We start from the raw sequence: 23,827 nt of genomic DNA on the forward strand, positions 1-23,827 counted from the left end.
TGCATCCGGGCCTGCAACGGACGGGGTTCGCTGGCCAGTCGATCCCGTCGATCAATGGGTATTCCCAATCTCGTCCCACTTCCCCAACACGCCAGGCCGGATTGCCTTTTCGGTTCGGTTCGGGACCATCCTCTTGAGAACCCATTACCCAAGAACCGTTTTCAGCGGTTCTTGGGTAATCAGTTCGGAGGAAAACCGGTGGGAGAGGAAAAATCCCCTCTCCCACCGCATTCCGGTATTACTTGACGTCGACCTTGGCGCCGGCATCCTCAAGCTTCTTCTTGAGGTCAGCGGCTTCAGCCTTGGAGACGGCTTCCTTGACCGGCTTCGGAGCGCCTTCGACGAGGTCCTTGGCTTCCTTGAGGCCGAGGCCGGTGATGGCGCGGACTTCCTTGATGACGTTGATCTTGTTCGCGCCGGCATCCGTGAGGATGACGTCGAACTCGGTCTTTTCTTCTTCAGCCGGAGCGGCAGCACCGCCGGCAGCACCGCCAACGGCAGCAACAGCTACCGGAGCAGCGGCAGAAACGCCCCACTTTTCTTCGAGCAGCTTGGAAAGCTCAGCAGCTTCCAAAACGGTCAGCGAGGAGAGGTCTTCAACGATCTTTGCGAGATCAGCCATTTTACTAGTTCCTTTTGTTCGGTTCGAACTGGTTTAATATGAACAGCGAAGTTCCGCCTTATGCGGCTTCGTCCTTCTTGGCATATGCTGCGAACACGCGGGCAAGCTGGCCTGCCGGTGCCTGAACGACGCCTGCAATGCGGGTTGCCGGGGTCTGAATCATGCCCAGCAGCTTTGCACGCAGCTCGTCCAGCGAAGGCAGGGTCGCAAGCGACTTGACGCCTTCCGCGTTGAGCGTGGTCGATCCCATGGAGCCGCCGAGAACAATGAGCTTGTCATTGGTCTTGGCGAAATCCGAGACGACCTTCGGAGCGACGACCGGGTCATTGCTGTAGGCAATGAGCGTCTGACCCTTGAACAGGTCCGACATCCCTTCCGACTCCGTGCCCTGAAGAGCGATCTTGGCCAGGCGGTTCTTCGCGACTTTGACGGTGCCGCCAGCAGCGCGCATCTTGGAACGGAAGTCGTTCATCTGCGCGACTGTGACACCAGCATAGTGGGCCACGACAACCGAACCGGAAGCCTTGAAGACTTCGTTCAGCTCCGTGACGAATTCGCGTTTTTCCGCTCTTTCCACTGTCTGTCTCCAGTTGGCGGGACCGCAATCCTGCAGGCCCCACCGGGTTTGCCTTTGCCTCAAGGGATCCACTTTAAAAGATCCCAAGCGACGCTTGAGGATCCTGTCCCCTCGCACTGTCCCCTTTCGGGTTCCAGGCACAAGGCACACTAGGCTCGAACCGAACTGCGGGACGCCTCAGCGTCCTTTAATCTCGGGTCTTACCCGTCTCATGCAGGTTCAAGTGATTAAGGTCGAAACCACCTGCAATCTCGGACAGGAATTCCGGATTTCTCCGGAAAATCCCCGGCCCCGAAGGACCGGGAATTCATGCGATCCGGAGCCCGGAGGCTCCGGATGAACCTTAAACCGTCACCGTCGACGGATCGATCTTGACGCCCGGACCCATGGTCGAGGAGATCGCTACGCGCTTGACGTAGTTGCCCTTGGCGCCGGCCGGCTTCGCCTTGATAACGGCATCGGCGAACGCCTTGATGTTCTCTTCCAGAGCCTTGGCCTCGAAGGAGGCCTTGCCGATGCCGGCGTGAACGATACCGGCCTTCTCGACGCGGAACTCGACGGCGCCGCCCTTGGAAGCCTTGACCGCACCGGTGACGTCCATGGTCACGGTGCCGACCTTCGGGTTCGGCATCATGCCGCGCGGGCCGAGAACCTTACCGAGGCGGCCGACGAGCGGCATCATGTCCGGGGTGGCGATGCAGCGATCGAAATCGATCTTGCCGCCCTGAACGATTTCGACCAGGTCTTCGGCGCCGACGATGTCCGCGCCGGCGGCCTTGGCTTCGTCAGCCTTGGCGCCACGGGCGAAAACGGCGACGCGAACGTCACGGCCGGTGCCGTTCGGCAGGTTGACGACGCCGCGGACCATCTGGTCCGCATGACGTGGATCGACGCCGAGGTTCATGGCAATTTCGACAGTCTCGTCGAACTTCGCGGTCGCACGGTCCTTGACCATCTTGATGGCGTCGTTGAGCGCGACGAGCTTGGTCGGATCGACGCCTTCGCGGATCTTCTGAATACGCTTTGCAAGCTTTGCCATGTTACGCCACCACTTCCAGGCCCATGGCGCGGGCGGAGCCCTCGATCATGGCCATTGCGCCTTCGATATCCGCGGCATTCAGGTCCTTCATCTTGGCTTCGGCGATCGACTTGATCTGAGCCTTGGTGAGGGTACCGGCCTTGGCGCCCTTGCCCGGGGTCTTCGAACCGGACTGGATCTTCGCTTCCTTCTTGAGGAAGTAGCTGACCGGCGGCTGCTTCATCGCGAAGGTGAAGGACTTGTCCTGGTAATAGGTGATGACGACCGGGATCGGCATGCCCTTTTCCATTTCCTGCGTGGCGGCGTTGAACGCCTTGCAGAATTCCATGATGTTGATGCCACGCTGACCAAGCGCCGGGCCGATCGGCGGGGACGGGTTTGCCGATCCTGCCTTGACCTGCAGCTTGAGCTGGCCTGCTACCTTCTTAGCCATTTCTCTCTGCCTTTCGTTATGGACCGGCTTCCCGGCCCGACATGCCGGACTTCTCCGGCGGCTGCGGTTGCGTGGTTCGGCCAAGGCGTCCGGCTAAAGGCGCCATGCCTCCCACGCGATTTGCGGCAAACGCCGCACGAGGCCGACCGCGCGAGCAGCCAGCCCCATTTCGAAATTCATCAGACCTTTTCGACCTGACCGTATTCGAGCTCGACCGGGGTCGCGCGGCCGAAGATCGAGACCTCCACCTTGAGGCGGGAACGCTCCTCGTCGACATCCTGCACGGTGCCGTTGAAAGAAGCGAAGGGGCCATCCGAGACGCGGACCTGCTCGCCGATCTCGAACGTGATCGAGGACTTCGGCCGCTCAACGCCCTCCTGGACCTGACCAAGGATGCGCTCGGCCTCGAAATCCGGGATCGGAACCGGCTTGTTGTCGGAACCGAGAAAGCCGGTGACCTTCGGCGTGTTCTTGATGAGGTGATAAGCCTCATCGGTCAGATCTGCCCGGACAAGCACATAGCCGGGGAAGAACTTGCGCTCGGAATCGACCTTGCGGCCGCGGCGCACCTCGACGACCTTTTCGGTCGGCACCAGGATCTTCTCGAACAGATGCTCAAGCCCCTTCTGGCGAGCCTTGTTCTCGATATCCTCGGCAACCTTCTTCTCAAAATTGGAATATGCGTGGACGATGTACCAGCGCGCCGCCATCTTCATTCTCCAAGAATCAAACGCTGACGTTCAGTACGAGACGTAACAACCAGCCGATCAACTGGTCCGCAGCGAAGAAAAACAGCGCAGCAAAAACAACCATCACCAGCACCATGGCCGTAGAGATCATCGTCTCGCGCCGAGACGGCCAATGAATTTTAGCCGCTTCAGAGCGCACCTGGCGCAGAAACGTAACGGGATTGGTTTTGGATGCCATCGACTGCCCACGCAATTACGGCGCGTAAAGCTGACCTCGCTCAGCCCCACGCACCGCGTGTCTGTTTTGAACCCTACATAAACACCCCTTCCCCTTTACACAAGAGGGAAAACAGTGTTCGATGAAATTTCGTCGCTTCGTTCGGCACGCCAGTTTCAGACAATTCCGCTGCGGTCAATCTCGCGCCAATCATCGGAAATGGCAGGGGCAGAGGGGCTCGAACCCCCGACCTGCGGTTTTGGAGACCGCCGCTCTACCAACTGAGCTATACCCCTTCGACCCCGGCGGATCAGACAATCCATTTGGGACAATCCATTTGCCGCCAGCGAGCTAGGCGCTCCCTTTAAGGGGATGCGCCGCGCTTTGCAAGAGCGTTTTTGAATATCGCCGCCTTCTATCCCGGGTTTCTGTTGCGGGGGTCGGAAGCGTCCGCAAAGCGCCCGACCGAAAGCGCCGGCTCCGGGCCGCCGACGAAGATTTCCGTGCCCGACAGGATACCCGAGGACTGGGCGCTTCTTCCCGGCATCGGCGGGAGGCGCCGCCAGGAAAGGCGCGGCGGCCTTTCCACATAAGCGTCCGGCTGGTTGACCATTTCCCCGGCCACGCGAGCGACGATGGTCTCGATGGCGACCTTGCGGCCTTCTTCGTGGTAGAAATTGCCTTTCACCTGAATGGTGCCGGCCAGAGCCTTGACGAAATCGGCTAGCAATTCGGTGTCGATCGCCTCAGGATGGCGCCAAAAACTGTCCAGCCCATCTTGATGGGTCAGGCCCCGGACGTTGTAGATCGCCGAACCGAGAGCGATGGTCGGTATGCCGAGGCGCAGGCTCTGAAGGCCGGTGGTGGAATTGACGATGACGACGCCACGAGACCTCTTGAGGATCCTGCCGAGATCGCCCTTCTCGATGAAGACAACCCGGCCGGCGATGCGATGACGCGCCGCGAGTTGCGCCACCACTTTACGCCATCCCTCCAGATCGTTGTCGAGCGGATGCTGCTTGACGATCAGCCGGCTGCCTTCCGGCGCATGGCGCGCAAAGGATTGCATCACCTGGTCGAGCATCTGCGAAAGGTGCCGGTAGGGCGAATTCGCACGGATCTGGTAGTCGCTCTGCAACTGCAGCGCCAGCAGGTAGTTGACCTTGCTCTCGTCCTCCAGGAAACCTTCCGGAAGGTCGTGCCGCGGACGGAACATGCGCGGCAGCCAGGAGAGATAGTCGAAAAGCGGATCGTAATATTTGTCCGAACGGTAAAACGGAAACATCGCCCGGCCGAAATAGGCGGCGAGGTTGTAGACGACCTCATTCGTCGCCTCCTGCCCGAAGGTATGGCCGTAATGAGCCTTCAGATCGGGAATGCCCACCTGTTTCGCAATCCGGCGGATGTGATCCGGATCGCTCGGAAAATGGGAGAACCGTCCCATGCCGTTCCGTTCCAGGGTGATCCAGTCCGGCCTCAAATAGCCGAATTCCACGGCATGACATCGAACACCGAGCTTGCGGGCCATGCGTGTCGCCAGCCGGTGATAAGGCAAGCGGTCCGCATAATAGAGGATATCGGTGACGCCTTCCCGGCGAACCAGGTCCGCCAGGTAGCGCGGCCAGCCCCGCAAGGTGCCGCGATAGTTGATCGCTCCGCGCCGGCGCCAATAGAGCTGGTCGCCGAACGAAAAGTTCACGCGTTTCGTTCCGATACCCTGCGCCTCGAACGCTTCGGCCAGCTCTCGCCAGAAAACGGAAGGAGGACCCTGCAGGAAGAGGACTTTGGTCATGCGAAAGCCAATGCTGCTTGTGACTCGGGTTACGCGCCGGACGACTGGACAAAAAGCGGTGTCAATTGCGTGATTTGCCGCTAAACATCGCGGGTATTTTCATCAAGGCAGCTCCTCCGTCAATGCCAAACCCGACGCCTTATATCATTCCCACAGGTTGCGCGCCATGAAATCACGCACGTTCCTGTTCCTTCAGGGGCCAGCTTCACCCTTCCTCAGGCTGCTGGCGGAAGCAATTGAAAAGAAAGGCGCTTCCGTTAAAAAAATCGGCGTCTGCCTCGGGGATCTGGTCTTCTGGTGGCCGAGGGAAAGCGACTTCTTCAGAGATCGCAACGATAAGTGGCCCGCGTATCTCGAATGCTACATCCGCGATCACAATATCACCGACATTGTCATGTTAGGTGATGGCCGACGCACCCATGCAGCCGCCGCGGACATCGGCATCCGCGGGGGACTTCGCGTCCACATCCTGGAACACGGTTATCTGAGGCCTGACTGGCTGACGGTCGAACCCGACGGCATGTCCGCTCATTCCCGCTTCCCGCGGAAGCCGCGCGAGATCGAAGCGCTGGCCGCGGGCAAGCCGGCAGTCCCGTCCGGCGGCCTTTACCGGTCGAGCTTTCTCACCTATGCGCTTTACGACCTCGCCTTCCACATTCCGAACGTCGTTCTCGGCCGGCTCGTTCATCCGCACTACCGGACGCATGGCCCGGTCCATCCGCTGGTCGAGTACAGCGGCTGGATCTGGAAAGGCCTGACGGCGGGAAAGCGCCGGCGCGAGGCCGAGAAGGCGATCGCGGCCGCTCTGGCCCCCGACCCGGACGGCAATGCAGATTTCTTCCTGTTTCCCCTTCAACTTCCCGGAGACTATCAGATCCGCCGGCATGCGCCCGGAGGCGATCTCTTCAGGCTCGCCGACGCGGCCATCGCATCCTTCGCCCGGCATGTCCCGGCCGGAAGCCGGCTGCTCTTCAAGGTCCATCCGATCGACAACGGCCTGTCGCGCTGGCCGGATCGCATCGGCAAAACGGCGGGACGGCACGGCGTCGCCGGTCGGGTATTCGTCGCGGACGGCGGCGATACGGACGCGTTGATCCAAAAGTCCAGGGGCGTCGTGACGGTCAATTCGACGGTGGGGCTGACGGCGCTCGCCGCCGGAAAGCCGGTCATTGTCCTGGGATCGGCGATCTACGATGTGCCCGGGCTCACCTTCCAGGAAAGCCTCGCCGCCTTCTGGCAGAGGCCTTCGGCTCCGGACCCGGCTCTCTTCGATGCCTTCATGCGGGCGCTCGCGGCGACCACGCAGGTGCGCGGCGGCTTCATCGGCAGGGAAGCGATCAGCGCCGGTGTCGAACACGTTGCCGAACGGCTCATGGAGACGGAAGACAGGCTTCCCCTCGCCTTTCGAAAGCCGCGCGATCCCGTATCCTTCCGTTACGAGAAGGAACTCTTTTCCGGAATTGACCCAAGGTAAGGCGGCCGACCGGCCCTGCTGCGCCCCGAAAAGCAAAAAGGCCCCGCCGTTTCCGGCGAGGCCCTTCCTATTTCGATGTCGCCGTCGATTACTCGACGATGGAAGCGACGATGCCTGCGCCGACGGTGCGGCCGCCTTCACGGATGGCGAAGCGCAGCTTCTCTTCCATCGCGATCGGCACGATCAGCTCCACGTCGACCGTCACGTTGTCGCCCGGCATCACCATTTCCGTGCCTTCCGGCAGCGTCACGATGCCCGTCACGTCCGTCGTGCGGAAGTAGAACTGCGGACGGTAGTTCGTGAAGAACGGCGTATGACGGCCGCCCTCTTCCTTCGTCAGGATGTAGGCTTCGGCCTTGAACTTCTTGTGCGGCTTCACCGAACCCGGCTTGCACAGGATCTGGCCGCGCTCGACGCCGTTGCGGTCGACACCGCGCAGCAGCGCGCCGATGTTGTCGCCGGCCTGGCCCTGGTCCAGCAGCTTGCGGAACATCTCGACGCCCGTGCAGGTCGTCTTCGTCGTCGGACGGATGCCGACGATCTCGACTTCCTCACCGACCTTGATGATGCCGCGCTCGACGCGGCCCGTCACAACCGTGCCGCGGCCCGAGATCGAGAACACGTCTTCGATCGGCATCAGGAACGGCTGGTCGATCGGACGCTCCGGCGTCGGGATATAGGCATCAACCTGCGCCATCAGCTCGCGGATCGCGTCTTCGCCGATCTTCTTGTCCGAATCTTCCAGCGCCGCAAGCGCAGAACCCTTGACGATCGGAATGTCGTCGCCCGGGAAGTCGTAGGACGACAGAAGCTCGCGCACTTCAAGCTCGACAAGCTCCAGAAGCTCCGCGTCGTCGACCTGGTCGACCTTGTTCAGGAACACGACGATCGCCGGAACGCCGACCTGGCGGGCCAGCAGGATGTGCTCGCGCGTCTGCGGCATCGGGCCGTCGGCAGCCGACACGACCAGGATCGCGCCGTCCATCTGCGCCGCACCCGTGATCATGTTCTTCACATAGTCGGCGTGGCCGGGGCAGTCGACGTGAGCATAGTGACGGTTCGGCGTCTCGTATTCCACGTGCGCCGTCGAAATCGTGATCCCGCGCGCCTTCTCCTCAGGAGCCGCGTCGATCTGGTCATACGCCTTGAACTCGCCGAAATACTTCGTGATCGCTGCCGTCAACGACGTCTTCCCATGGTCAACGTGACCAATCGTGCCAATGTTGACGTGCGGCTTGTTCCGCTCAAACTTGCTCTTTGCCATTGAATGCTTCCTGTGAACATAAGAGGTGGACCCGGCGAGCGGGTTTGGTGTCGCCGTTTAAGGCTTTCCCAAAGAATGCGCAAGACATAATTACGACACGCGCCGGGACAAGGGGGAGCCTCGAAAACCGTACCGGACAGGGCGGAGAAGGTCACGTCGCCGGCGGCGACCGGCGGCCTCACCGGATGCCATACGCAAAGCACCGGCCGAGGCAACGCGTGAGATGCAGAATAGCCAAACGGATGAAGATTGGAGCGGGTAGCGGGAATCGAACCCGCGTATTCAGCTTGGAAGGCTGCTGCTCTACCATTGAGCTATACCCGCGGGGTGGTCCGATCCGGCGACAGAATGGTGGAGGGAGTTGGATTTGAACCAACGTAGGCTGAGCCAACGGATTTACAGTCCGTCCCCTTTAACCACTCGGGCATCCCTCCAGTTTTCCGTCTGGATCTGCTGACCAAGCTCGTCAGACCGAAGAACGTTTCCCCGTCCCGCGATCTGCGCCGCGTATATGACCGCACCGTTCCCGTCTGTCAACACGAGGCTTTTGGAAAAATGACGAAAAAATAAATTGCCCCGCGACCTGCGCCTCCCGGCCGCGGGAGGGCTTTGCCGAACGGCCCGGCACCGCTATAAGGCGCCATGAGCAAGGAAGACCGACAGGACAAATCCGGCCGCGACAGCCATTACGCCTCGCTGCGCCGTGCCGTGCGCGACGCCAAGCGCGAGCGCGGCGAAATTCCGACGCCGCCGCAGAAGCGGCCGAAATCCAACAAGGACTGGAAGCCGCCGCAGCTTCAGCCGGATCAGGTCTTTCTCTATGGCCTGCACACCGTACGCGCCGCGCTCGACAACCCCGAGCGCAAGCTGATCAAGCTGTCGGTGACACAGAACGCCTTTGCGCGGCTCGATGCCGGCGAGGCATCCGCCCTTTCTTTCCCGGTGGAATTCGTATCACCCCAGGATATCGACAGGGTGCTCGGCCCCGAGGCCATCCACCAGGGCGTCATGCTTGAGACCCGGCCACTTCCAGTGCGCCGGCTGGAGGCGCTGAAGGAAAGCCCGCTGCTCCTCGTCCTCGACCAGGTGACCGACCCGCACAATGTCGGGGCGATCATGCGTTCGGCCGTCGCCTTCGGCGCGGGAGCGATCATCACCACCCAGAGACACAGCCCGACGGAGTCCGGCGTGCTTGCCAAATCGGCCTCCGGCGCGCTCGAGCTCATACCTTATATACAGATCACCAATCTCGCCGATGCGCTCGGCGAGTTGCACCGGCTCGGCTTCCAGACGATCGGGCTCGATTCGGAGGGACCGGCGCCGCTGGAAGGCACGTTCGCCGGCGACCGGATCGCGCTGGTGCTCGGGTCCGAGGGCAAGGGCCTGCGGCAGAAGACCCGCGAAACCGTAACCGCGCTGGCAAGGCTCGACATGCCGGGCGCGATCAAATCGCTCAACGTCTCGAATGCGGCCGCCGTGGCGCTTTATGCCACTCGGCAGCATCTGGCGGAGCGAACTTGACATTTGATTCCCACCAGGTGTTCGACGCAAAGCATCACGACTGAAGTTGGGATAATCCTTCATCTCAACTGCCGGTCGAAATCCATCTTCGCGCAAGCTTTATATGAAATCTTCCTAATGTTCTTGCTGGGAGATGGGGATGGATCGCGGAACCTGGAGAAAGCCCGTCGTTCTGGAAATGTATGGACGGCCCGGTCTGGTGACCGTTTCCGATACGCTGGAGGCTGCTCTGATGCTTCTCGGCGCCTGGCCCGCAAAGCGGAGCGAGGCACACATGACGGCGGTGACGACCTGCCGCGATGTCCTGACCGGGAGAGCCATAGCGGGCCTGGCACGCGCCGACTTCATAGAGGCGGCTTTGGATGCGGGGTACCACGTTCAGCCGGAAACCTTCCTGGACGCCCAATGGAGCCTGTTTCCCAGCCTCAGCCATGATCTCCAGGAGCATTTCGAACCGGCCTATACCGGCGCGGCGCCACCTGTCCCACAAGCAGATGTCTTCGAGGAAAGGCGGATATCCGGTCCTGTCATTTCCTGGGATCTGCCGCCGTCCCATGCGCCTCGATCCGAGAGGGTCGGGATGCGGGAATTGCTCACGCGGCTGGTGGAAATCCTGGGCATGATCCTTCTGGAGACATGCAGGAATGCGGCCGATCTCCTGAACATCGACATCGATGCCTGGCGAAGGCCGAATCGCGGGGTCCGCTAGTTTTTAAGACTCCCAAGCGGCGCGCAAACATGTCATTGCAGGTCCTTCGCAAATCGATGTGACCGCCCACCATGAATTCCATGCTCGCCACGTTCGAAAAAGCCGCGCTTGTCGCGGGCAAGGCCATTCTGGATGTCCAAAAAGCCGGGCCGAATACCAGCTACAAAGCCGACCGTTCGCCGGTGACGGAGGCAGACGAGCAGGCCGAGGCGATCATTCTGGCCGAGCTCGCCCGGGCGTGTCCGGATATCCCGGTGGTCGCCGAGGAGGCGGTTGCGATCGGACGCATTCCCGCGATCGAAGGGCGCTCCTTCATCCTTGTCGATCCGCTCGACGGCACCAAGGAGTTCATCAGCGGATATCCCGACTTCACGGTCAACATCGCCCTGATCGAGGACGGCGTACCGGTGCTCGGCGTCGTTTACGCCCCTGCCCTACATGTCGCCTATCTCGGCGGCGGCGGGGAAGCGGTGAAGCTCGTCATCGATGAGGACATGGCGGTATCCAGCCGGGAAGCGATCTCGGCCAGACCGGTCGAGACGCCGCCGGTCGCGGTAGCCAGCCGCTCCCATAGCTCAGCCGAGACCGAAGCCTTTCTCAAGACATCGGGGGCGTCGGACATCCGCTGCATCGGCTCGTCCCTGAAATTCTGCCTGCTGGCGGAAGGGGCGGCCGACCTCTATCCCCGTTTCGGGCGGACGATGGAATGGGATACGGCGGCCGGCGACGCGGTGCTGCGTGCGGCGGGCGGCGCGACGCTCCAGCTTGACGGCGGACCACTCCGCTACGGCAAGCTTCCGGGCGGACCGGCATGGTGGATTTCGTCAATCCCGATTTCATCGCCTGGGGACGGCGTGCGGACCCGGCCTGAGGTCACAGGCCAACGGATCGCAGCCGGTCATACCATGGTCACAGAGACCGCCGATTTTCGGGCCCACGACGCCAACTTCACCGAATCGCATAGATCTGAGGTTCTCCCACGCAAATGCCGCTCGAATTAATCGTAATCTCGGATGATGCGTTGCAATAAAAACTCGATACGAATAGGAAAAATTGCAGATGAGAGTAGACGTTCTGCTTAACCATGACGGGGATTGCTGATGCGTATTGTAATGGTTGGATCGGGTTACGTTGGCCTGGTTTCGGGAGCCTGCTTTGCGGATTTCGGACATGACGTGATCTGCGTGGACAAGGCGGTGGAAAAGATCGAGGCGCTGAAGAAGGGCGTCATCCCGATCTTCGAGCCGGGACTGGACGCGCTGGTCGAATCGAACGTCAAGGCCGGACGTCTTTCCTTCACCACCGATCTCGGCAGCGCGGTCGCGGACGCCGATGTCGTCTTCATCGCGGTCGGCACGCCGTCCCGCCGCGGCGACGGTCATGCCGACCTCGGCTACGTCTATGCCGCGTCCCGCGAGATCGCCGCGGCGATGAAGGGCTTCACCGTCGTGGTCACCAAATCCACCGTTCCGGTGGGCACCGGCGACGAAGTGGAGCGGATCATCCGGGAAACCAATCCGGATGCGGATTTCGCCGTGGTCTCCAATCCGGAATTCCTGCGGGAGGGTGCGGCGATCGAGGACTTCAAGCGGCCGGACCGCATCGTCGTCGGCCTTTCCGACGAACGCGCCCGCGGCGTCATGACCGAGGTCTACCGCCCGCTTTATCTCAACCAGTCGCCGCTTCTCTTCACCAGCCGCCGCACGTCGGAGCTCATCAAATATGCCGCGAACGGCTTCCTGGCGATGAAGATCACCTTCATCAACGAGATGGCCGATCTGTGCGAGCGCGTCGGCGCCGACGTGCAGGACGTTTCGCGCGGCATCGGCCTCGACGGCCGCATCGGCTCGAAATTCCTGCATGCCGGTCCCGGTTACGGCGGCTCGTGCTTTCCGAAGGACACGCTGGCACTTGCCAAGACCGCGCAGGACCATGACAGCCCGGTTCGCCTGATCGAGACGACCATCGCCATCAACGACAACCGCAAGCGCGCCATGGGCCGCAAGGTGATCGCCGCCGCCGGCGGGGACGTGCGCGGCAAGAAGGTCGCCGTCCTCGGCCTCACCTTCAAGCCGAACACGGACGACATGCGCGACAGCCCCGCGATCGCCGTCGTCCAGACGCTGAAGGATGCCGGGGCGATCGTTTCCGGCTACGATCCGGAAGGCATGGAAAACGCCAGGCAGCTCATGGAGATCGAATTTGCAAGCGGGCCTTACCAGGCGGCCGAGGGCGCCGATGTCGCCGTCCTCGTCACGGAATGGAACGAGCTCCGCGCACTCGATCTCGAACGCCTGAAGTCCGTCATGAAGGCGCCGGTCCTCGTCGATTTGCGCAACGTCTACCGCAGGCCCGAAGTGGAGGCCCACGGCTTCACCTATACGGGCGTAGGCAAGGCCGGATGACGAAAGCGGGGCGCGGGGCAAAGCTCTGCGCCTGCCCAACACCATGGGCCTGTCGATTTCGAAACCGCGGAAAAGCTGTCTGCTGCAGCGTGGAAGTGGTGCCCCCGGCAGGGTTCGAACCCGCGACCCCCTGATTACAAATCAGGAAACCGAACCTTGCGCGGCATTTCATAGCGATTCATCCACAGCGCTGAAAGGCCCTGAGAACAAGAGCTTATTGGCAAATCGCACCGCCATAAGATAGCGTGACCTTTCATCACCTGTCACGCAATTCTGTTACCCCGGTGTTACCCCGAATGCCAGCCCCTCTCACCGTCAAATCAGTCGAAGCCGCCAAAGCCGAAAGCTCCCGGAAGGAAATAGCCGATGGAGGGTTGCAGGGGCTTTACCTGATCGTCCAGCCATCAGGCTTGAAGAGCTGGGCCGTCCGATATCGCCATGCGGGGAAACCCCGGAAGATGACGATAGGAGGTTATCCTGCGATCGGCTTGGCTGACGCGAGGAAAGAAGCGCAGAAAGCTCTGCGCATGGTGACGGAGGGGAGAGACCCGGCAACCGAGAAGACGGAGCGGGAAAAAGAGCGGCCGGCGCATATGGACCTAATGCCCGCCGTCCTGGACGAGTTTGTTACCCGGTATGTCGAGGTGAAGAACCGCCAATCCTACATCGACGAGACGAAGAGGATCATTGAGGCCGACCTGAAGCCGCGATGGAAACAGAAGCTCATCAAAACTGTGACCAAGCGGGACATTCTCAATCTGCTGGACGAGATTGTTGACCGAGGCGCACCCACCATGGCGAACCGCGTGAGAGCGCTGCTGAGCAAGTTCTTCGCTTGGGCTGTTGAACGCGATATCGTCGCGGCCTCTCCAGTTGTTTCGATCAAGGCTCCATCGGAAGAGAAGAGCCGCGACCGCATTCTAACAGACGAGGAAATCCGCCTGATATGGCTTGCGGCTGAAAATCTTGGATATCCGTTCGGCCCCATGGTCAAGCTGCTGCTCCTGACCGGCCAGCGGCGCAGCGAGGTAGCCGGCGCGCAATGGGTAGAGATGGAAATCGAGGGGAATGATCAGCTATGGGTTATTCCGCCGGAGAGATCGAAGAACCGAAAGGAACATTTCGTCCCCCTCGCCTCTCTAGCGCTGGAGTTGGTCCATGCGTTGCCGCGCATCAAGCCATCTGAAGACGACAAGGCAAAGCCCATCTTCCTGTTCACGACGAGCGGCAAGACGCCTGTGTCAGGTTTCTCAAAAGCCAAAGCGCTGCTCGATAAGGAAATGCTGTCGATTGCCCAACGGGAGGCAACAAAGCGTGGTAATGACCCGGAGGGCGTCGAGGTGGACGCTTGGACATTCCACGACCTTCGACGTACCGCGGCCAGCGGCATGGCTCGCCTTAACGTTCCTGTCCATGTAGTGGAAGCCGTACTTAACCACCGATCGGGATCGATCAAAGGGGTCGCGGCGGTTTATAATCGGTACGACTATGCAGATGAAAAACGAGTTGCCCTGAGTGGATGGGCTGCACACGTTGCAAGTCTGGTCAACGCTAAAGAGGAAACCACATGCAGGATCTCGCCGGAGACATCCAAGGGAGACGAGAAGCGGTGCTAAATGAACCGCGCCAACTGCTAGTCTGAACAGATGAAGGACAAAGAACGCGAGCTACCTGCAGTGTTCAGCCCGGAGGAAGTCGCGGCCCACTTCGGTTGGTCGCCTCGACGGTTGCGGGCAAAGGCGCGGGAGATAGGCGCCTGCCGGGTCCTCGGCAATCGTATGGTCCTGACGGCGGAGGATGTGGACGCGATCCTGGAGGCAAGCCGATGGCGCTCCGGATCATCGATCGGGATGGTTACCGGCAAATCACGGGTGCGCTCGAAGGGCAGCGACACCCGAGAAGCATTGAACCTGCTAAGAAAAATTGAACGACGGTAACCCCACCCGCTGCCGCTTCATGTCGCCGGAGCAGGCCCCCTCCAAGTGAGATATTGCTTTCGAACCGGAGCTTTGGCAGCTTGTGTTCATGACCAGAAAGCCGATGATCTCCGCAGGCGAACTCAAGCGCATGGCCCAAGTGGCGAACTCTGAAGGCGTAACCGTCGAACTCGAACGCGATGGCACAATTATGCGCGTGATGCCATTCAGACCGCCAAAGATGATCGTCCCGAAGCTATCACGGGAAGAAGAAGCAGAGGCGGCTCTAGCGAGATGGAAAGCACGAAGAAAGCCCCTTCCCGACGATTTTGCTCTGTAGCTTGACCTAGGCGTGCACCTTTGACCGCCTGTCTTCGATGCGAGGGTATATGGAAAACAATAGTTCTCAGCCTAAGGTGTTCAGCCCGCAGATGCTGGCCCATCGCTGGCAGTGTTCGGAGCGGCATGTCCGCAACCTTATCCGCAATGGTCACCTTCCTGCCTTCAAGGTTGGAGGGAAGCTGTTAAGAGTACGCGCGGTTGATGTCATTGCCTTCGAGGATCAAGCGGAAGCTTGACTCCCGGGTGCATCCTGTCACCTTCACCTGATGAACCGACGTGAACTAGACGGCGGCTACCGTGGAGGAGATTCATGACTACGCCTCAAGGGAGCATCTTTGCGTTACGTCGCGCCGGTAGCGGTAAATGGTCCGTCTTTGACGTCGCGACCTGCAAGCTTGCGGTCATCGACGGAATAGCCACAACAGGGCTTACGATGATGGAAGCCGACAAGCTGGCCAGCACGCTGAACACCAAACCAACATGATACCTTCCCGGAACCATCGCTTCGACCTCCGCAAGGACGGATACGACACTGGGAGATATTCGACACTGAGACCGGGTGCACGGTATCAATCGGCGGGAAGCCGCGCGCGGGCCTCAAGCTCGACAAGGCCGACGCGGTGGTGGATTTGCTGAACTCGGGGGATCAGGAATCTGATGGGGAGGCGCTGCAGTGAAGACGAAGCCTCCCCGCGAACGTGCCGCCCGCGCGCTCTGCCGCTTCAACGGCGTTCCGGAGAATACCATGTTCGAAGGCCGGCCGATGTGGGAAAGCTATCTGCCGGAGGTGGATGTCATCCTTGAGGCCGCGCTATCGGCGGAAGAATGGGAGCGGGTAAAACAAGGCGGCGGCGAATAGTCAGCGTGGGGGCGCATCGCATTAATGGCATTGTCAGCATCGGACGAAGAAGCAGTTATGGAGCGGCTGACCGAAATCGATGCAGCTCCGAAAACTCTCGATAGCTTGCCAGAATGGGCTCTGGTCACGAGCCGCCCGTCAGGAAAATTGTACTGGACCGCCGCAGTCAGGCTGAACGGCATCCTAGGCGGCGGCGTTTCTATCCGGTTTGCGACGCCGGCAGATGTATGGGAACTTGATGTGTACGGGCATATCGAGGTGGCTATACCGGCGCTTGGCCCGCGACGGCTGAGGTTAAATCCTGCGGAGTGGAGACCTCGAAGCGACCATCGAAATCAAATGTGGGTTCCGGCCCCGCACTCTTTAGCGACGTACAAAGACCGGTGGCATCCTTTTGATTTGAATAAAGAAAGAGGCGTCACTATATTCTTGCAGGGATCTGCCGGCGCGGCTGTGCCGTTACCGGATGACATCGATTCCTTTTCAGACTATCTTCATTTCTGCGGGGCAATATGGAAATGCCCTGATGTTGAAAAGGTACCACCGCCGCCATGGTCGCGTCGATTGGTCTAAACGCCGATGATCTGCAATCGATTGCCGATGAGGTAGCGCGATCCCTTTCGTATGCCATGATTGAGGGGCGGTCGGCGTTCATCACCACGGCAGTGAATTATCCTAATGGTTCGTCGGTCGTAGTCAGGATCGATCACGATGGAGAATATTTCTTCGTGTCTGATGATGGCCAAGCCAATCTAAATGCCGAGTTGTTCGGCGGCCTTCATGTATTTGCCAGGATAGCGTCCGAGGTCGCAAAGCGGTTTTCCGTCGAGTATGATCAGCGCTCTTTCTTCATTCTCCAGGTTCGCCGTAATCAATTGCCGGCCGCTGTCGCCATAATCGCGAATGCCTCCTCATCGGCGGTTGACAGAACTATTCAGGCGATGGAACGACTAAAAATAAAAGCATCGAGAGAACTGTTCGTGAATCGGATCACCGAGGCGTTCGGCGACAGGGCTGTTTTTGACGCTGCGGTTCGCGGATCATCCAAGGAATGGGAAGTTGACGCTGCAGTTATCGCTGCTAACAGAGTTGAAGCGGTATTCGAATTTGTGACCCCCGCCCCGCCCTCGATAGCCTTCGCTCATATGAAGATTGGCGATATCTCTGCTATGTTCGACAGACCGAGAACGGTTATCGTTCTTTCTGATTATGACAGGACAGATGCCCCGATGCGACAAATCCTGTCGTCATCCGCCGATAGTGTTGTTGCCGCCAAGGCTTCATTGGAAGACTACCGGAAAGCCGCTTAATCGAAATCTTACTAAAACCTGAGCCGGCTCCGGCGGGTTTCTTTTTGCCAAACATTTGCAAAGTCTCTGCCAAACTTCCAATCACTCACAAGCCCGCAGTCGCGGCATTGTTCCGCCAGACATTTGGAACGATCCTTTTCCCTGAGCCTTTCCCCCCCAAAAGGGAGGAAACAATGGCTCAAGAATGGCCGATGTGGATCATGCAGGCGAGCGCGCTTTTTCTATTGGCTGGATGCCTGTTCATCAGAGCGTGAGACCCGCCGAACGGAACATCTGTCGGATCGGCGGGTTCGGGTAACCAGGACGCGCGCGCTTAGTCTTGGGAAGCTTTCGCAGCGCTCCAGAGGCCCCGCTGAGTGTCCTGCTCCGGCGGGGCTTTGCAATCGCCCGCCCATGCCTAGATAACTGATCGGCACGCTCTATCCTCTACTGGATGAGCGACATCCCTCCCCCACCTCCCCCTGACGAAGAGAACCGCCACCTGCTCTGCCAGATGGCAGTGGAGATACCGTTGCAGGATCTGATCGAAGAAGCAGTGCAGGTCGGCTGGGACGAAACGGAAGTCCTGGCGGCAATCATCGAGGTCGCGGACAACCTCATGCTGGTGAACGTCAATAATGCGGAACTCGACGCGCTGCTGAAGGCGATGAAGCGGAAGCTGGAATAGCATCGTGAGAACATTTCCGCGAATTGATGGTTAGGAGCTTATTCCTTGAACAATAGGAGGAGACACTAGCCATGGACTGGAATCAAGTTGAAGGTAACTGGAAGCAGATGAAGGGCAAGGTCAAGGAACAGTGGGGTAAACTCACCGATGACGACCTTGACCAGATCGCCGGCAAGCGCGATCAGCTTGAGGGCAAGATCCAGGAACGATACGGCTATGAGAAGGATCGCACCCGCAAGGATGTTGACGACTGGTATGGTCGTCAGAACTTCCATTGACGTATCAGCCCCGCTCCGGCGGGGCTTTTCTTACCCCGCCTATGAACGGCTCACTCCCCGTTGATTGGAACTGCCGGGAGCTCGGGGCATCTCTCTGACGAACTTCCCGTTACCCTCAAGCGTTTCCTTCCGTCCTGCTCCAATCACTATCCCAATAATTCACTGACCTCGGGAAATATCATTTGATATTGCCGTTCCGCAAAAATCTCGTAAGACGCTGATGTTGAGTACTTTTCGGGGGTCGAGATACCATGTTTACGCGTCATCTCACGTCTACGGCCGTCTTTGAACCGGAGGAATTGGCGCTGCTGCAACTCGTTTTCGATGCAGCATGTCGTCAACGGGGCTTAGAAAAGAACACTGCCGCAGCAGTCTCTGTCGCATCCCACATCTTCGACCTTATCCAGATGGGCGTCCGTGACGAACATCAATTGATGTCGATGCTGGGATGTACACCTAACGGGAAAGACGGAGCCTTTACCGATGGTAACGCCGTTCATTCAACCGCCTGCGACAGCCGCTGACGCTCGATCCGGTCAATTCGCTCTCCCAGATAAAGCAGGATGCGGTCGAGCTCCGCGCGGGGCACCTGGGCATCGCGAAGCTCTTTCACACCGGCATCGGTTCTCGCCCGATCCTCCGCCGCGCGCGCGGTGCGCCATTCCATCTCGTCGCGGGTGACTACCCTGCTCCCCAACGCTGATACGCTCGCCTTTAGATCGCTGGTGGCTTCCCGGATCGGCAGATATGCAAGGCCGCCGAGCATGGCGGCAAAGGTCAGGGCCACGCCGAGCGCCTGCCATTGCGGCTTGTTCCTCTCGGCAAGGTTCGTGGACAGGGCCGCGATCGACGCCCTCGTCTCATTCGCCAATGAGGTGACCGCAGCTTCCATCGCCTTGAAGCCTGCCCGCATCTCCGATTCCATGTCGGTCTGCCGGCGGCCAAGGTTGGTGACCCGCTCCCCGAGCTGTGCCGTGACGGCATCTGTATAAACGCGGTGGTCGTTTCCGTTTGCCATGTCGTCATTCCCTGCCATCAGTCCCCATGCCCTTTCAGCATTCGAGAAATTCAAAAAGCGTGGACGGCAATCATTGCGGGCTGCCGGACCCGTTGACGTCTTCTCCCTTGCCCATAAATTGAAGCCGCTTGCCTGCACGTGGTGAGATACATGTTTGTAAGCGCAGCGGCCGGAACGTGGAGCTCCGGCCGCTTTCTCCAGGCGGCAACGATTCATCCCCATATCTGCAACGCGACAGTGGTTGGGATGACGACATCGATGGAAAGCACCTGTAGGCCTGGATTTGAAGGCCATTGCCTCGCGCCGGCAAGTGCATCGATGCGGTTGAAGTGACTACCTAATTATCACATACAAAAAGATGTATAAGAACCAATTGAAATTGCTAGTTACATTAGCCTTTGTAGATGATTCGTTCGGCGCTCGTTCTTTTCGGTTCCCAGTTTATTAGATCATTCTAAAAAATTAAGCATTGGTGGCAGAATCGTCAAACGCATTGCCCGGCTCGGAGAAAAGCCACCGCTCGCATCAAGTGGCGGGAACCAGATGCTCCATTCAGAGTTCGAGACGAGCCGCGAGAGCAATGTTCTCTCCAGAACATGTGCCCATCCTAAATCCGCAGCTCTCGCGGCACCTCAGCTACTGCTTTCGGACAAGTTGAACCCAGCCGACGGCAGCGTAGAATTCGCCCCTCTCCTTTGTTTCCGACCCTATTGGAGAGGTTCAAACGCTTTGGGTGATCCGGAGACGACTGGCGGATCACCCAAAGTCCCCTCCGGATTGATACTTTATTTTCTCTGTTGACTGGGAGTTGTGATCAAACGACTAACGAGCTTTTCTGCCGCCAGCCATCGAAGCCGCAGGTATCGGAGTTCTGGCGGCCGGGGCTAGTGTGAGCCCGGCCGCTCTGTTTTCGGGATGAGGTCGGATGTTCCTGTCTCATGGACCAAATGAAATATCGACCGAGGCGCAAATATATGGCAGTATAGTTCGGAAATTATAATAGCGCGACATTGTCGTCCGTCTCTACTTCGTTAGCACTCGCGAGACGTTATCAACGAGATCGATATGAAGAACTTGGATGTGGAGAAGCGCTTCGAAGATGACGTGGCGAGGTTGGCAACGACTATCAGCCAGTATGAGGATGCCATGAAATGGGCACCTCACATTCATCGTCTGCAAGGCTTCGTCGCCGGGATGATTGTGGCCACGCTACTTTGGTATTTTCTACCCTGAAACATGAATGCACTTGGTCATCACTCGATCGAGCATTAAGAGACGCCGAATTTTAAGATCACCGTCCTCGTGACGCGGCGAACCCTTCGATGGCTGAACTGAGGCAAGTTCCCTAAAGCTCTTCCGGCGGCCAAATCGCATAGTCGTGCAAGACACCATCCGCTCGCATGGCCTCGCCGCCTTCCGGCTCCGGGAATGGAGTTCCAACCGGAAACTCGAAGGGGTCGCCGAGGAACGGAACGACCCACTGCCCGAACGCATCGTTGCGCACGTAAGACCATGATCCTGTCGGGTCGGCGGGTGGCTCCGGCGTCCAAGGATTGTGCTGATCGGTCCAGGCCGCATAGGCGCGGGCTTCGGCCTCTTTCCCCTCGGGGAAGATAACGACTTTGTTCGCCACTTTTACCTCCGTGACATGAGCCACGCGTGCAGCCCGTCGAGCTGAACCTGCGGCGTGTTGAAAGCACAGATGAGGACAGCGGCAACGCCACCGAGCCAGTAGTTTGAACTCGTGGGGCTGGCGGTCGAGCCACCGATGCGGGTCCGGTCCGTGTTTGTTGCTGGGGTGACAGCGGTCGTGACGACAGGCGCATTGTCGACGATAACGCTGACGCTATCGGCCGCAATAATCGCCTGCATGACGTGGCGGCCGGTGAGATCGACATCCCGGTTGAGGGCCGACACGCCTGACGTTCCGTTCCCCTGCGATGCCTCGCCCCGGTTCACGCCGGTATTGGCAAGACGCTGCAATCGGCGGCTATTCGCGACATTGCCACCATAGGCAAATGCAAGGCGCGGGTTCTGCGTCGTGTCCGTCGCAAGGGCCTGCTGATCGATGAGCACGAACATGCGGACAGGGTTCGAACCGCTCGGAACGCCGGGCGGCAAGCCTGATCCGGTCAAGACATCATCCACACCATCGAAGACGACGGACGGACGCCCGTTGAAGGCGGTAGGCAGATACTGCGGCTGCATCGCTCCGGCCGCGGTCAATGCAAAGCCGGTGACCCGGTCGGCCCAGGAGGAGACGAAACCACCAGCCCGTGTGATCAGATCCGCATGATCCGCATCCCACCAGCACAGGAGATTGGCCCCGAGCGCGGCGATCGGATCGTAGGGCGCCCCGCCGCCGTTGAGGACGACGGGGAGCCCGGAGAGGGAAAGGTCGAGCGCCAGCCGCATTACGACGCGTTCTTCGGTGCGAAGTAGGTCAGCAGTGCCGGCAGGCCGATCGTCAGCGCATAGAGCGCCAGATAGCCGTACCAGGGCGTATCATCCGGCATGAACGGGATACCGGCCGTACCGGTGAGTGCGCCGCCGGCGGCAGCCGCGATAGCTTTCGAAACCTTCTGCATGGGTGGTTCTCCTTTACTGAGCCGCACGGGCTTCCTTGAGGGCGAGAGAGACGGTCGCGTATGCCGTGGCCGCGACGACAAGAGCGTTTGCGGCCGTGACGCTTTCGGGATCGTCGCAGATCACCTGCACGCCTTCGTAGGCGGCAGCCTCCTGCGGATGGTCGGGGCCTTGATGTTGCCGGAGGCGGATGCGGCGACGAATGCCGCGTGCGCCGTCTGGATCAGGGCACAGGTCTTCGGCAGGTTGTTCTTGATCGCGGTATCGATCGAGCCGGTGGTGGTGCATGCGGACAGCGCGACGGCCGCCGCTGCGAGGATCGCAGTGCGTTTCATAAGGTCGTTCCTTGTCGTGAGGTTAGAGGCGGGATTTCACCATGGCGCGCATCTGATCGCCGATGGCGATTGCGCCCTGGATGGAGGGATCGAAGGGAAGCCGGGAAATGTCCCATTTGCCCTTCTGGGTGATCTTGAGCGTCGGCTGGACTTCGGCGTGGCTGAGGACCGTCTTACGGTCGACCGGGATGGAGTAGCGCTTGCAGAGCTGCGCCAGGACGCTCGTCAGAGCCTCCCATTGCATGCGGGTGATTGGCTGCTTGCCGGGATTGAACGGGCTTTCCACCGCTCCTGCCATGCCGCAGAGCGATACGCCGATGGAGCCGGTGTTGCAGTTCAGCGTGTGGGCGGCATATCCGGCCTTCGTCTTCGGCTCGCTGTTGAGTGCGATCGAGGGCTTGCCGCGGACGAGCTTCCCGTCACCCTCGATGAGGATATGGTAATGCTCACGATCCAGATCGCTCGCCTTGTTCTGGCCGGCCGTCCAGTGGAAGATGATGCGGGATATCTTCGCGTCGGGCATCCAGTCTGCGGGAATGGGCTGGCCAAGATCGAGGTTTGCCCTAGCGCCGGCCACGGTTGTGGATCCGGTACCTGCGATGTCGAGAATGGCCAGGGTGCTCCTTGGCAGCCTCCTTTTCCCCCACGTCCCGCCACATGGCAAGTTCATCGAGGGCATTGTTGATGGCGGCGATGCTCTCGGCTCCGAAATCGCCGTCCGGTCCGAATTTGGGAAGCGGAAAGCCGAGCGCGATCAAGCGCCGCTGCAGATCCTGCACGGTCGTTTTCATCGATGTCTCCGATTTCGAAGCAACGGCGCGATTACGCAGTGGTTGGATGAGGCTGCCCTTCATGAGCCGTAGTCGGAGCCCCGGTTTGCTTCGCCCATTCGCGCCGACCTCTCGCATCTTCTAATTCAGCATTGTTGCAAATATGCACTCGACTCCTTCCCCAAGGCACGCTTCACTGCTCGACACAACCGGAGTGAGGAGCGGCTGTTGCTGTACGAGTGGGATACGCGGAAAGCTCGCAGAGCCTCCATGATCAAGATGTCAGCAGCGTTTGCTATCGCCGTAGGTACCGTCGCCGTCCCGGTCTGGATTGTGATTGAGGCCATCAATCGGTAAGTTAGAGAGCCCGAATGCCGGAAGACTTGACACCTTACGCCATCGGAGCACTTCTCTCTGCCATTGTCCTCGGCGTGATCCCGCATGTTCTGGGTGATCTCTGCCGAGCGGTCGGAATACTGTAACTGTCGTATTTCGCAGTCCCAACCGCTAAGCCCTACGACATCTAATGCAAAGGCAAACGCAAGTGGTATGAAAAGACCCGCCTCTCGGTGGATCAAGAGGCGGGCCAGTTAGTCCAGGGCCAAGAGCTCCGGAGTAAGCAGGGTATTTTCTTGGAGCCCCCAGCTGAAGGGCGCATTCAAACCAGTGAAATTAAGGGGGTCGATCACGTTTTCGTCAACCACCAATATGCCATGGTGAATATTCGAGGTAGGCAGTTACCCTTGTCCACTCAAGGTGTATGCGCAGCCCATTGGAACGAGGCGGCCACGCGGCGGATGGAATATGCTGCGGCCCGTGAGTTCAACACCTCCGGGCCGTGGCCGGAGGCCAGTTGCGTTACACCCATTCGCGCGCAAGCCTCTCGACCCCTGCGATCATGGCGGCATATCCGACAATTCTTCAATCTCGGCTCTGAAGCCATAGCGATGTGGCGCGGGTAACGGATCGACGAGGCTTCTCTGTCGCCGGAAAAGAGAAGGCTC

The 23,827-nt window shown here is 59.7% G+C and carries 31 protein-coding genes, 3 tRNA genes and 1 pseudogene; 17 read left to right on the top strand and 18 right to left on the bottom strand.

The annotated features are described in order from the left end of the window. Positions 1 to 238: 238 nt before the first annotated feature. The 8 genes from rplL to QTA58_RS23825 all read right to left on the bottom strand — a co-directional run bounded on the left by rplL (position 239) and on the right by QTA58_RS23825 (position 5,369). A complete protein-coding gene (gene rplL / locus QTA58_RS23790; RefSeq protein WP_085423130.1) occupies positions 239 to 622 on the bottom strand; it encodes a 50S ribosomal protein L7/L12 in 384 nt (127 codons plus the stop codon). Between the two features lie 58 nt (positions 623 to 680). Further along, a complete protein-coding gene (rplJ, locus tag QTA58_RS23795; protein ID WP_085423129.1) occupies positions 681 to 1,199 on the bottom strand; it encodes a 50S ribosomal protein L10 in 519 nt (172 codons plus the stop codon). Between the two features lie 343 nt (positions 1,200 to 1,542). Continuing rightward, positions 1,543 to 2,238, bottom strand: a complete 696-nt coding sequence (rplA, locus tag QTA58_RS23800; RefSeq protein WP_085423128.1) for a 50S ribosomal protein L1 — start codon at positions 2,236 to 2,238, stop codon at positions 1,543 to 1,545. A 1-nt stretch (position 2,239) separates the two neighbouring features. Next, a complete protein-coding gene (rplK, locus tag QTA58_RS23805) occupies positions 2,240 to 2,671 on the bottom strand; it encodes a 50S ribosomal protein L11 (protein WP_085423127.1) in 432 nt (143 codons plus the stop codon). Positions 2,672 to 2,850: 179 nt separating this feature from the next. Continuing rightward, positions 2,851 to 3,381: a transcription termination/antitermination protein NusG gene (gene nusG / locus QTA58_RS23810; protein WP_289671186.1), complete on the bottom strand. Its 531-nt coding sequence runs from the start codon at positions 3,379 to 3,381 to the stop codon at positions 2,851 to 2,853. 16 nt (positions 3,382 to 3,397) lie between these two features. Continuing rightward, a complete protein-coding gene (secE, locus tag QTA58_RS23815) occupies positions 3,398 to 3,598 on the bottom strand; it encodes a preprotein translocase subunit SecE (protein ID WP_289671187.1) in 201 nt (66 codons plus the stop codon). 199 nt (positions 3,599 to 3,797) lie between these two features. After that, a tRNA-Trp gene (locus QTA58_RS23820) sits at positions 3,798 to 3,873 on the bottom strand. 119 nt (positions 3,874 to 3,992) lie between these two features. Continuing rightward, positions 3,993 to 5,369, bottom strand: a complete 1,377-nt coding sequence (locus tag QTA58_RS23825) for a capsular biosynthesis protein (protein WP_289671188.1) — start codon at positions 5,367 to 5,369, stop codon at positions 3,993 to 3,995. 166 nt (positions 5,370 to 5,535) lie between these two features. Here QTA58_RS23825 and QTA58_RS23830 point away from each other — a divergent pair, with 166 nt between their 5' ends. Next, entirely contained in the window at positions 5,536 to 6,843 is a 1,308-nt protein-coding gene (locus QTA58_RS23830) for a capsular biosynthesis protein (RefSeq protein WP_289671189.1), read from the top strand. 88 nt (positions 6,844 to 6,931) lie between these two features. Here the strand turns inward: QTA58_RS23830 and tuf are convergent, their stop codons facing one another. From tuf to QTA58_RS23845, 3 genes are all read right to left on the bottom strand, one after another. Continuing rightward, positions 6,932 to 8,107, bottom strand: coding sequence for an elongation factor Tu (gene tuf, locus QTA58_RS23835; protein WP_085423122.1), 1,176 nt, complete (start codon positions 8,105 to 8,107; stop codon positions 6,932 to 6,934). A gap of 250 nt (positions 8,108 to 8,357) precedes the next feature. Further along, positions 8,358 to 8,431: transfer RNA gene (locus QTA58_RS23840), tRNA-Gly, on the bottom strand. Positions 8,432 to 8,456: 25 nt separating this feature from the next. Next, positions 8,457 to 8,541: transfer RNA gene (locus QTA58_RS23845), tRNA-Tyr, on the bottom strand. Between the two features lie 208 nt (positions 8,542 to 8,749). On the opposite strand from QTA58_RS23845, the gene QTA58_RS23850 reads away from it, so the two are divergent. From QTA58_RS23850 to QTA58_RS23920, 15 genes and pseudogenes are all read left to right on the top strand, one after another. After that, the gene (locus tag QTA58_RS23850) at positions 8,750 to 9,628 is read left to right on the top strand and encodes an RNA methyltransferase (protein WP_289671190.1); all 879 of its coding nucleotides are present in this window, start codon (positions 8,750 to 8,752) and stop codon (positions 9,626 to 9,628) included. 139 nt (positions 9,629 to 9,767) lie between these two features. Further along, positions 9,768 to 10,337 carry a DUF982 domain-containing protein gene (locus QTA58_RS23855; RefSeq protein WP_289671191.1) on the top strand — a complete coding sequence of 190 codons (570 nt, stop codon included), beginning with the start codon at positions 9,768 to 9,770 and terminating at the stop codon, positions 10,335 to 10,337. A gap of 80 nt (positions 10,338 to 10,417) precedes the next feature. Continuing rightward, positions 10,418 to 11,208: pseudogene (gene cysQ, locus QTA58_RS23860) on the top strand (3'(2'),5'-bisphosphate nucleotidase CysQ). A 229-nt stretch (positions 11,209 to 11,437) separates the two neighbouring features. Continuing rightward, positions 11,438 to 12,742 carry a UDP-glucose/GDP-mannose dehydrogenase family protein gene (locus tag QTA58_RS23865; RefSeq protein ID WP_289671193.1) on the top strand — a complete coding sequence of 435 codons (1,305 nt, stop codon included), beginning with the start codon at positions 11,438 to 11,440 and terminating at the stop codon, positions 12,740 to 12,742. A gap of 296 nt (positions 12,743 to 13,038) precedes the next feature. Beyond that, the gene (locus QTA58_RS23870; RefSeq protein WP_289671194.1) at positions 13,039 to 14,358 is read left to right on the top strand and encodes a site-specific integrase; all 1,320 of its coding nucleotides are present in this window, start codon (positions 13,039 to 13,041) and stop codon (positions 14,356 to 14,358) included. 30 nt (positions 14,359 to 14,388) lie between these two features. Continuing rightward, positions 14,389 to 14,679, top strand: coding sequence for a hypothetical protein (locus QTA58_RS23875; RefSeq protein WP_289671195.1), 291 nt, complete (start codon positions 14,389 to 14,391; stop codon positions 14,677 to 14,679). An 88-nt stretch (positions 14,680 to 14,767) separates the two neighbouring features. Then, positions 14,768 to 14,998: a hypothetical protein gene (locus QTA58_RS23880; RefSeq protein WP_289671196.1), complete on the top strand. Its 231-nt coding sequence runs from the start codon at positions 14,768 to 14,770 to the stop codon at positions 14,996 to 14,998. Positions 14,999 to 15,047: 49 nt separating this feature from the next. Next, entirely contained in the window at positions 15,048 to 15,236 is a 189-nt protein-coding gene (locus QTA58_RS23885) for a helix-turn-helix domain-containing protein (RefSeq protein ID WP_289671197.1), read from the top strand. 74 nt (positions 15,237 to 15,310) lie between these two features. After that, entirely contained in the window at positions 15,311 to 15,484 is a 174-nt protein-coding gene (locus tag QTA58_RS23890; RefSeq protein WP_289671198.1) for a hypothetical protein, read from the top strand. A gap of 189 nt (positions 15,485 to 15,673) precedes the next feature. Then, a complete protein-coding gene (locus QTA58_RS23895; RefSeq protein WP_289671200.1) occupies positions 15,674 to 15,859 on the top strand; it encodes a hypothetical protein in 186 nt (61 codons plus the stop codon). Positions 15,860 to 15,916: 57 nt separating this feature from the next. Beyond that, positions 15,917 to 16,432, top strand: coding sequence for a hypothetical protein (locus tag QTA58_RS23900; RefSeq protein ID WP_289671201.1), 516 nt, complete (start codon positions 15,917 to 15,919; stop codon positions 16,430 to 16,432). Beyond that, positions 16,411 to 17,169, top strand: a complete 759-nt coding sequence (locus QTA58_RS23905) for a hypothetical protein (RefSeq protein WP_289671202.1) — start codon at positions 16,411 to 16,413, stop codon at positions 17,167 to 17,169. The genes QTA58_RS23900 and QTA58_RS23905 overlap by 22 nt, the downstream gene beginning before the upstream one ends. A gap of 511 nt (positions 17,170 to 17,680) precedes the next feature. Continuing rightward, positions 17,681 to 17,836, top strand: a complete 156-nt coding sequence (locus QTA58_RS23910) for a hypothetical protein (protein WP_289671203.1) — start codon at positions 17,681 to 17,683, stop codon at positions 17,834 to 17,836. Positions 17,837 to 17,907: 71 nt separating this feature from the next. Then, positions 17,908 to 18,114 carry a CsbD family protein gene (locus QTA58_RS23915; protein WP_289671204.1) on the top strand — a complete coding sequence of 69 codons (207 nt, stop codon included), beginning with the start codon at positions 17,908 to 17,910 and terminating at the stop codon, positions 18,112 to 18,114. Between the two features lie 251 nt (positions 18,115 to 18,365). Further along, complete coding sequence (locus tag QTA58_RS23920) at positions 18,366 to 18,638, top strand: hypothetical protein (RefSeq protein ID WP_289671205.1); 273 nt, start codon at positions 18,366 to 18,368, stop codon at positions 18,636 to 18,638. Here the strand turns inward: QTA58_RS23920 and QTA58_RS23925 are convergent. After that, entirely contained in the window at positions 18,611 to 19,132 is a 522-nt protein-coding gene (locus QTA58_RS23925) for a hypothetical protein (protein WP_289671206.1), read from the bottom strand. The two genes, QTA58_RS23920 and QTA58_RS23925, sit on opposite strands and share 28 nt — an antisense overlap. A 1,065-nt stretch (positions 19,133 to 20,197) precedes the next feature. Here QTA58_RS23925 and QTA58_RS23930 point away from each other — a divergent pair. Next, on the top strand, positions 20,198 to 20,365 hold the full coding sequence (locus QTA58_RS23930; RefSeq protein WP_289671208.1) for a hypothetical protein: 168 nt from the start codon (positions 20,198 to 20,200) through the stop codon (positions 20,363 to 20,365). 112 nt (positions 20,366 to 20,477) lie between these two features. Here the strand turns inward: QTA58_RS23930 and QTA58_RS23935 are convergent, their stop codons facing one another. From QTA58_RS23935 to QTA58_RS23960, 6 genes are all read right to left on the bottom strand, one after another. Beyond that, on the bottom strand, positions 20,478 to 20,765 hold the full coding sequence (locus QTA58_RS23935) for a hypothetical protein (RefSeq protein ID WP_289671209.1): 288 nt from the start codon (positions 20,763 to 20,765) through the stop codon (positions 20,478 to 20,480). 2 nt (positions 20,766 to 20,767) lie between these two features. Beyond that, complete coding sequence (locus QTA58_RS23940; protein WP_289671210.1) at positions 20,768 to 21,547, bottom strand: hypothetical protein; 780 nt, start codon at positions 21,545 to 21,547, stop codon at positions 20,768 to 20,770. Further along, positions 21,547 to 21,720 (bottom strand): hypothetical protein, encoded by a 174-nt coding sequence (locus QTA58_RS23945; RefSeq protein ID WP_289671211.1) that lies wholly within the window; start codon positions 21,718 to 21,720, stop codon positions 21,547 to 21,549. Before QTA58_RS23945 ends, QTA58_RS23940 begins: the two co-directional genes overlap by 1 nt. Before the next feature lie 120 nt (positions 21,721 to 21,840). Beyond that, positions 21,841 to 22,053: a hypothetical protein gene (locus tag QTA58_RS23950; RefSeq protein ID WP_289671212.1), complete on the bottom strand. Its 213-nt coding sequence runs from the start codon at positions 22,051 to 22,053 to the stop codon at positions 21,841 to 21,843. A gap of 22 nt (positions 22,054 to 22,075) precedes the next feature. Then, positions 22,076 to 22,630, bottom strand: coding sequence for an N-acetylmuramoyl-L-alanine amidase (locus tag QTA58_RS23955; protein WP_289671213.1), 555 nt, complete (start codon positions 22,628 to 22,630; stop codon positions 22,076 to 22,078). After that, entirely contained in the window at positions 22,617 to 22,844 is a 228-nt protein-coding gene (locus tag QTA58_RS23960) for a hypothetical protein (RefSeq protein ID WP_289671214.1), read from the bottom strand. The genes QTA58_RS23955 and QTA58_RS23960 overlap by 14 nt, the downstream gene beginning before the upstream one ends. Between the last annotated feature and the right edge of the window lie 983 nt (positions 22,845 to 23,827).

It is taken from the genome of Neorhizobium sp. CSC1952 (assembly GCF_030378245.1).
Lineage (GTDB): Bacteria > Pseudomonadota > Alphaproteobacteria > Rhizobiales > Rhizobiaceae > Neorhizobium > Neorhizobium oryzae_A.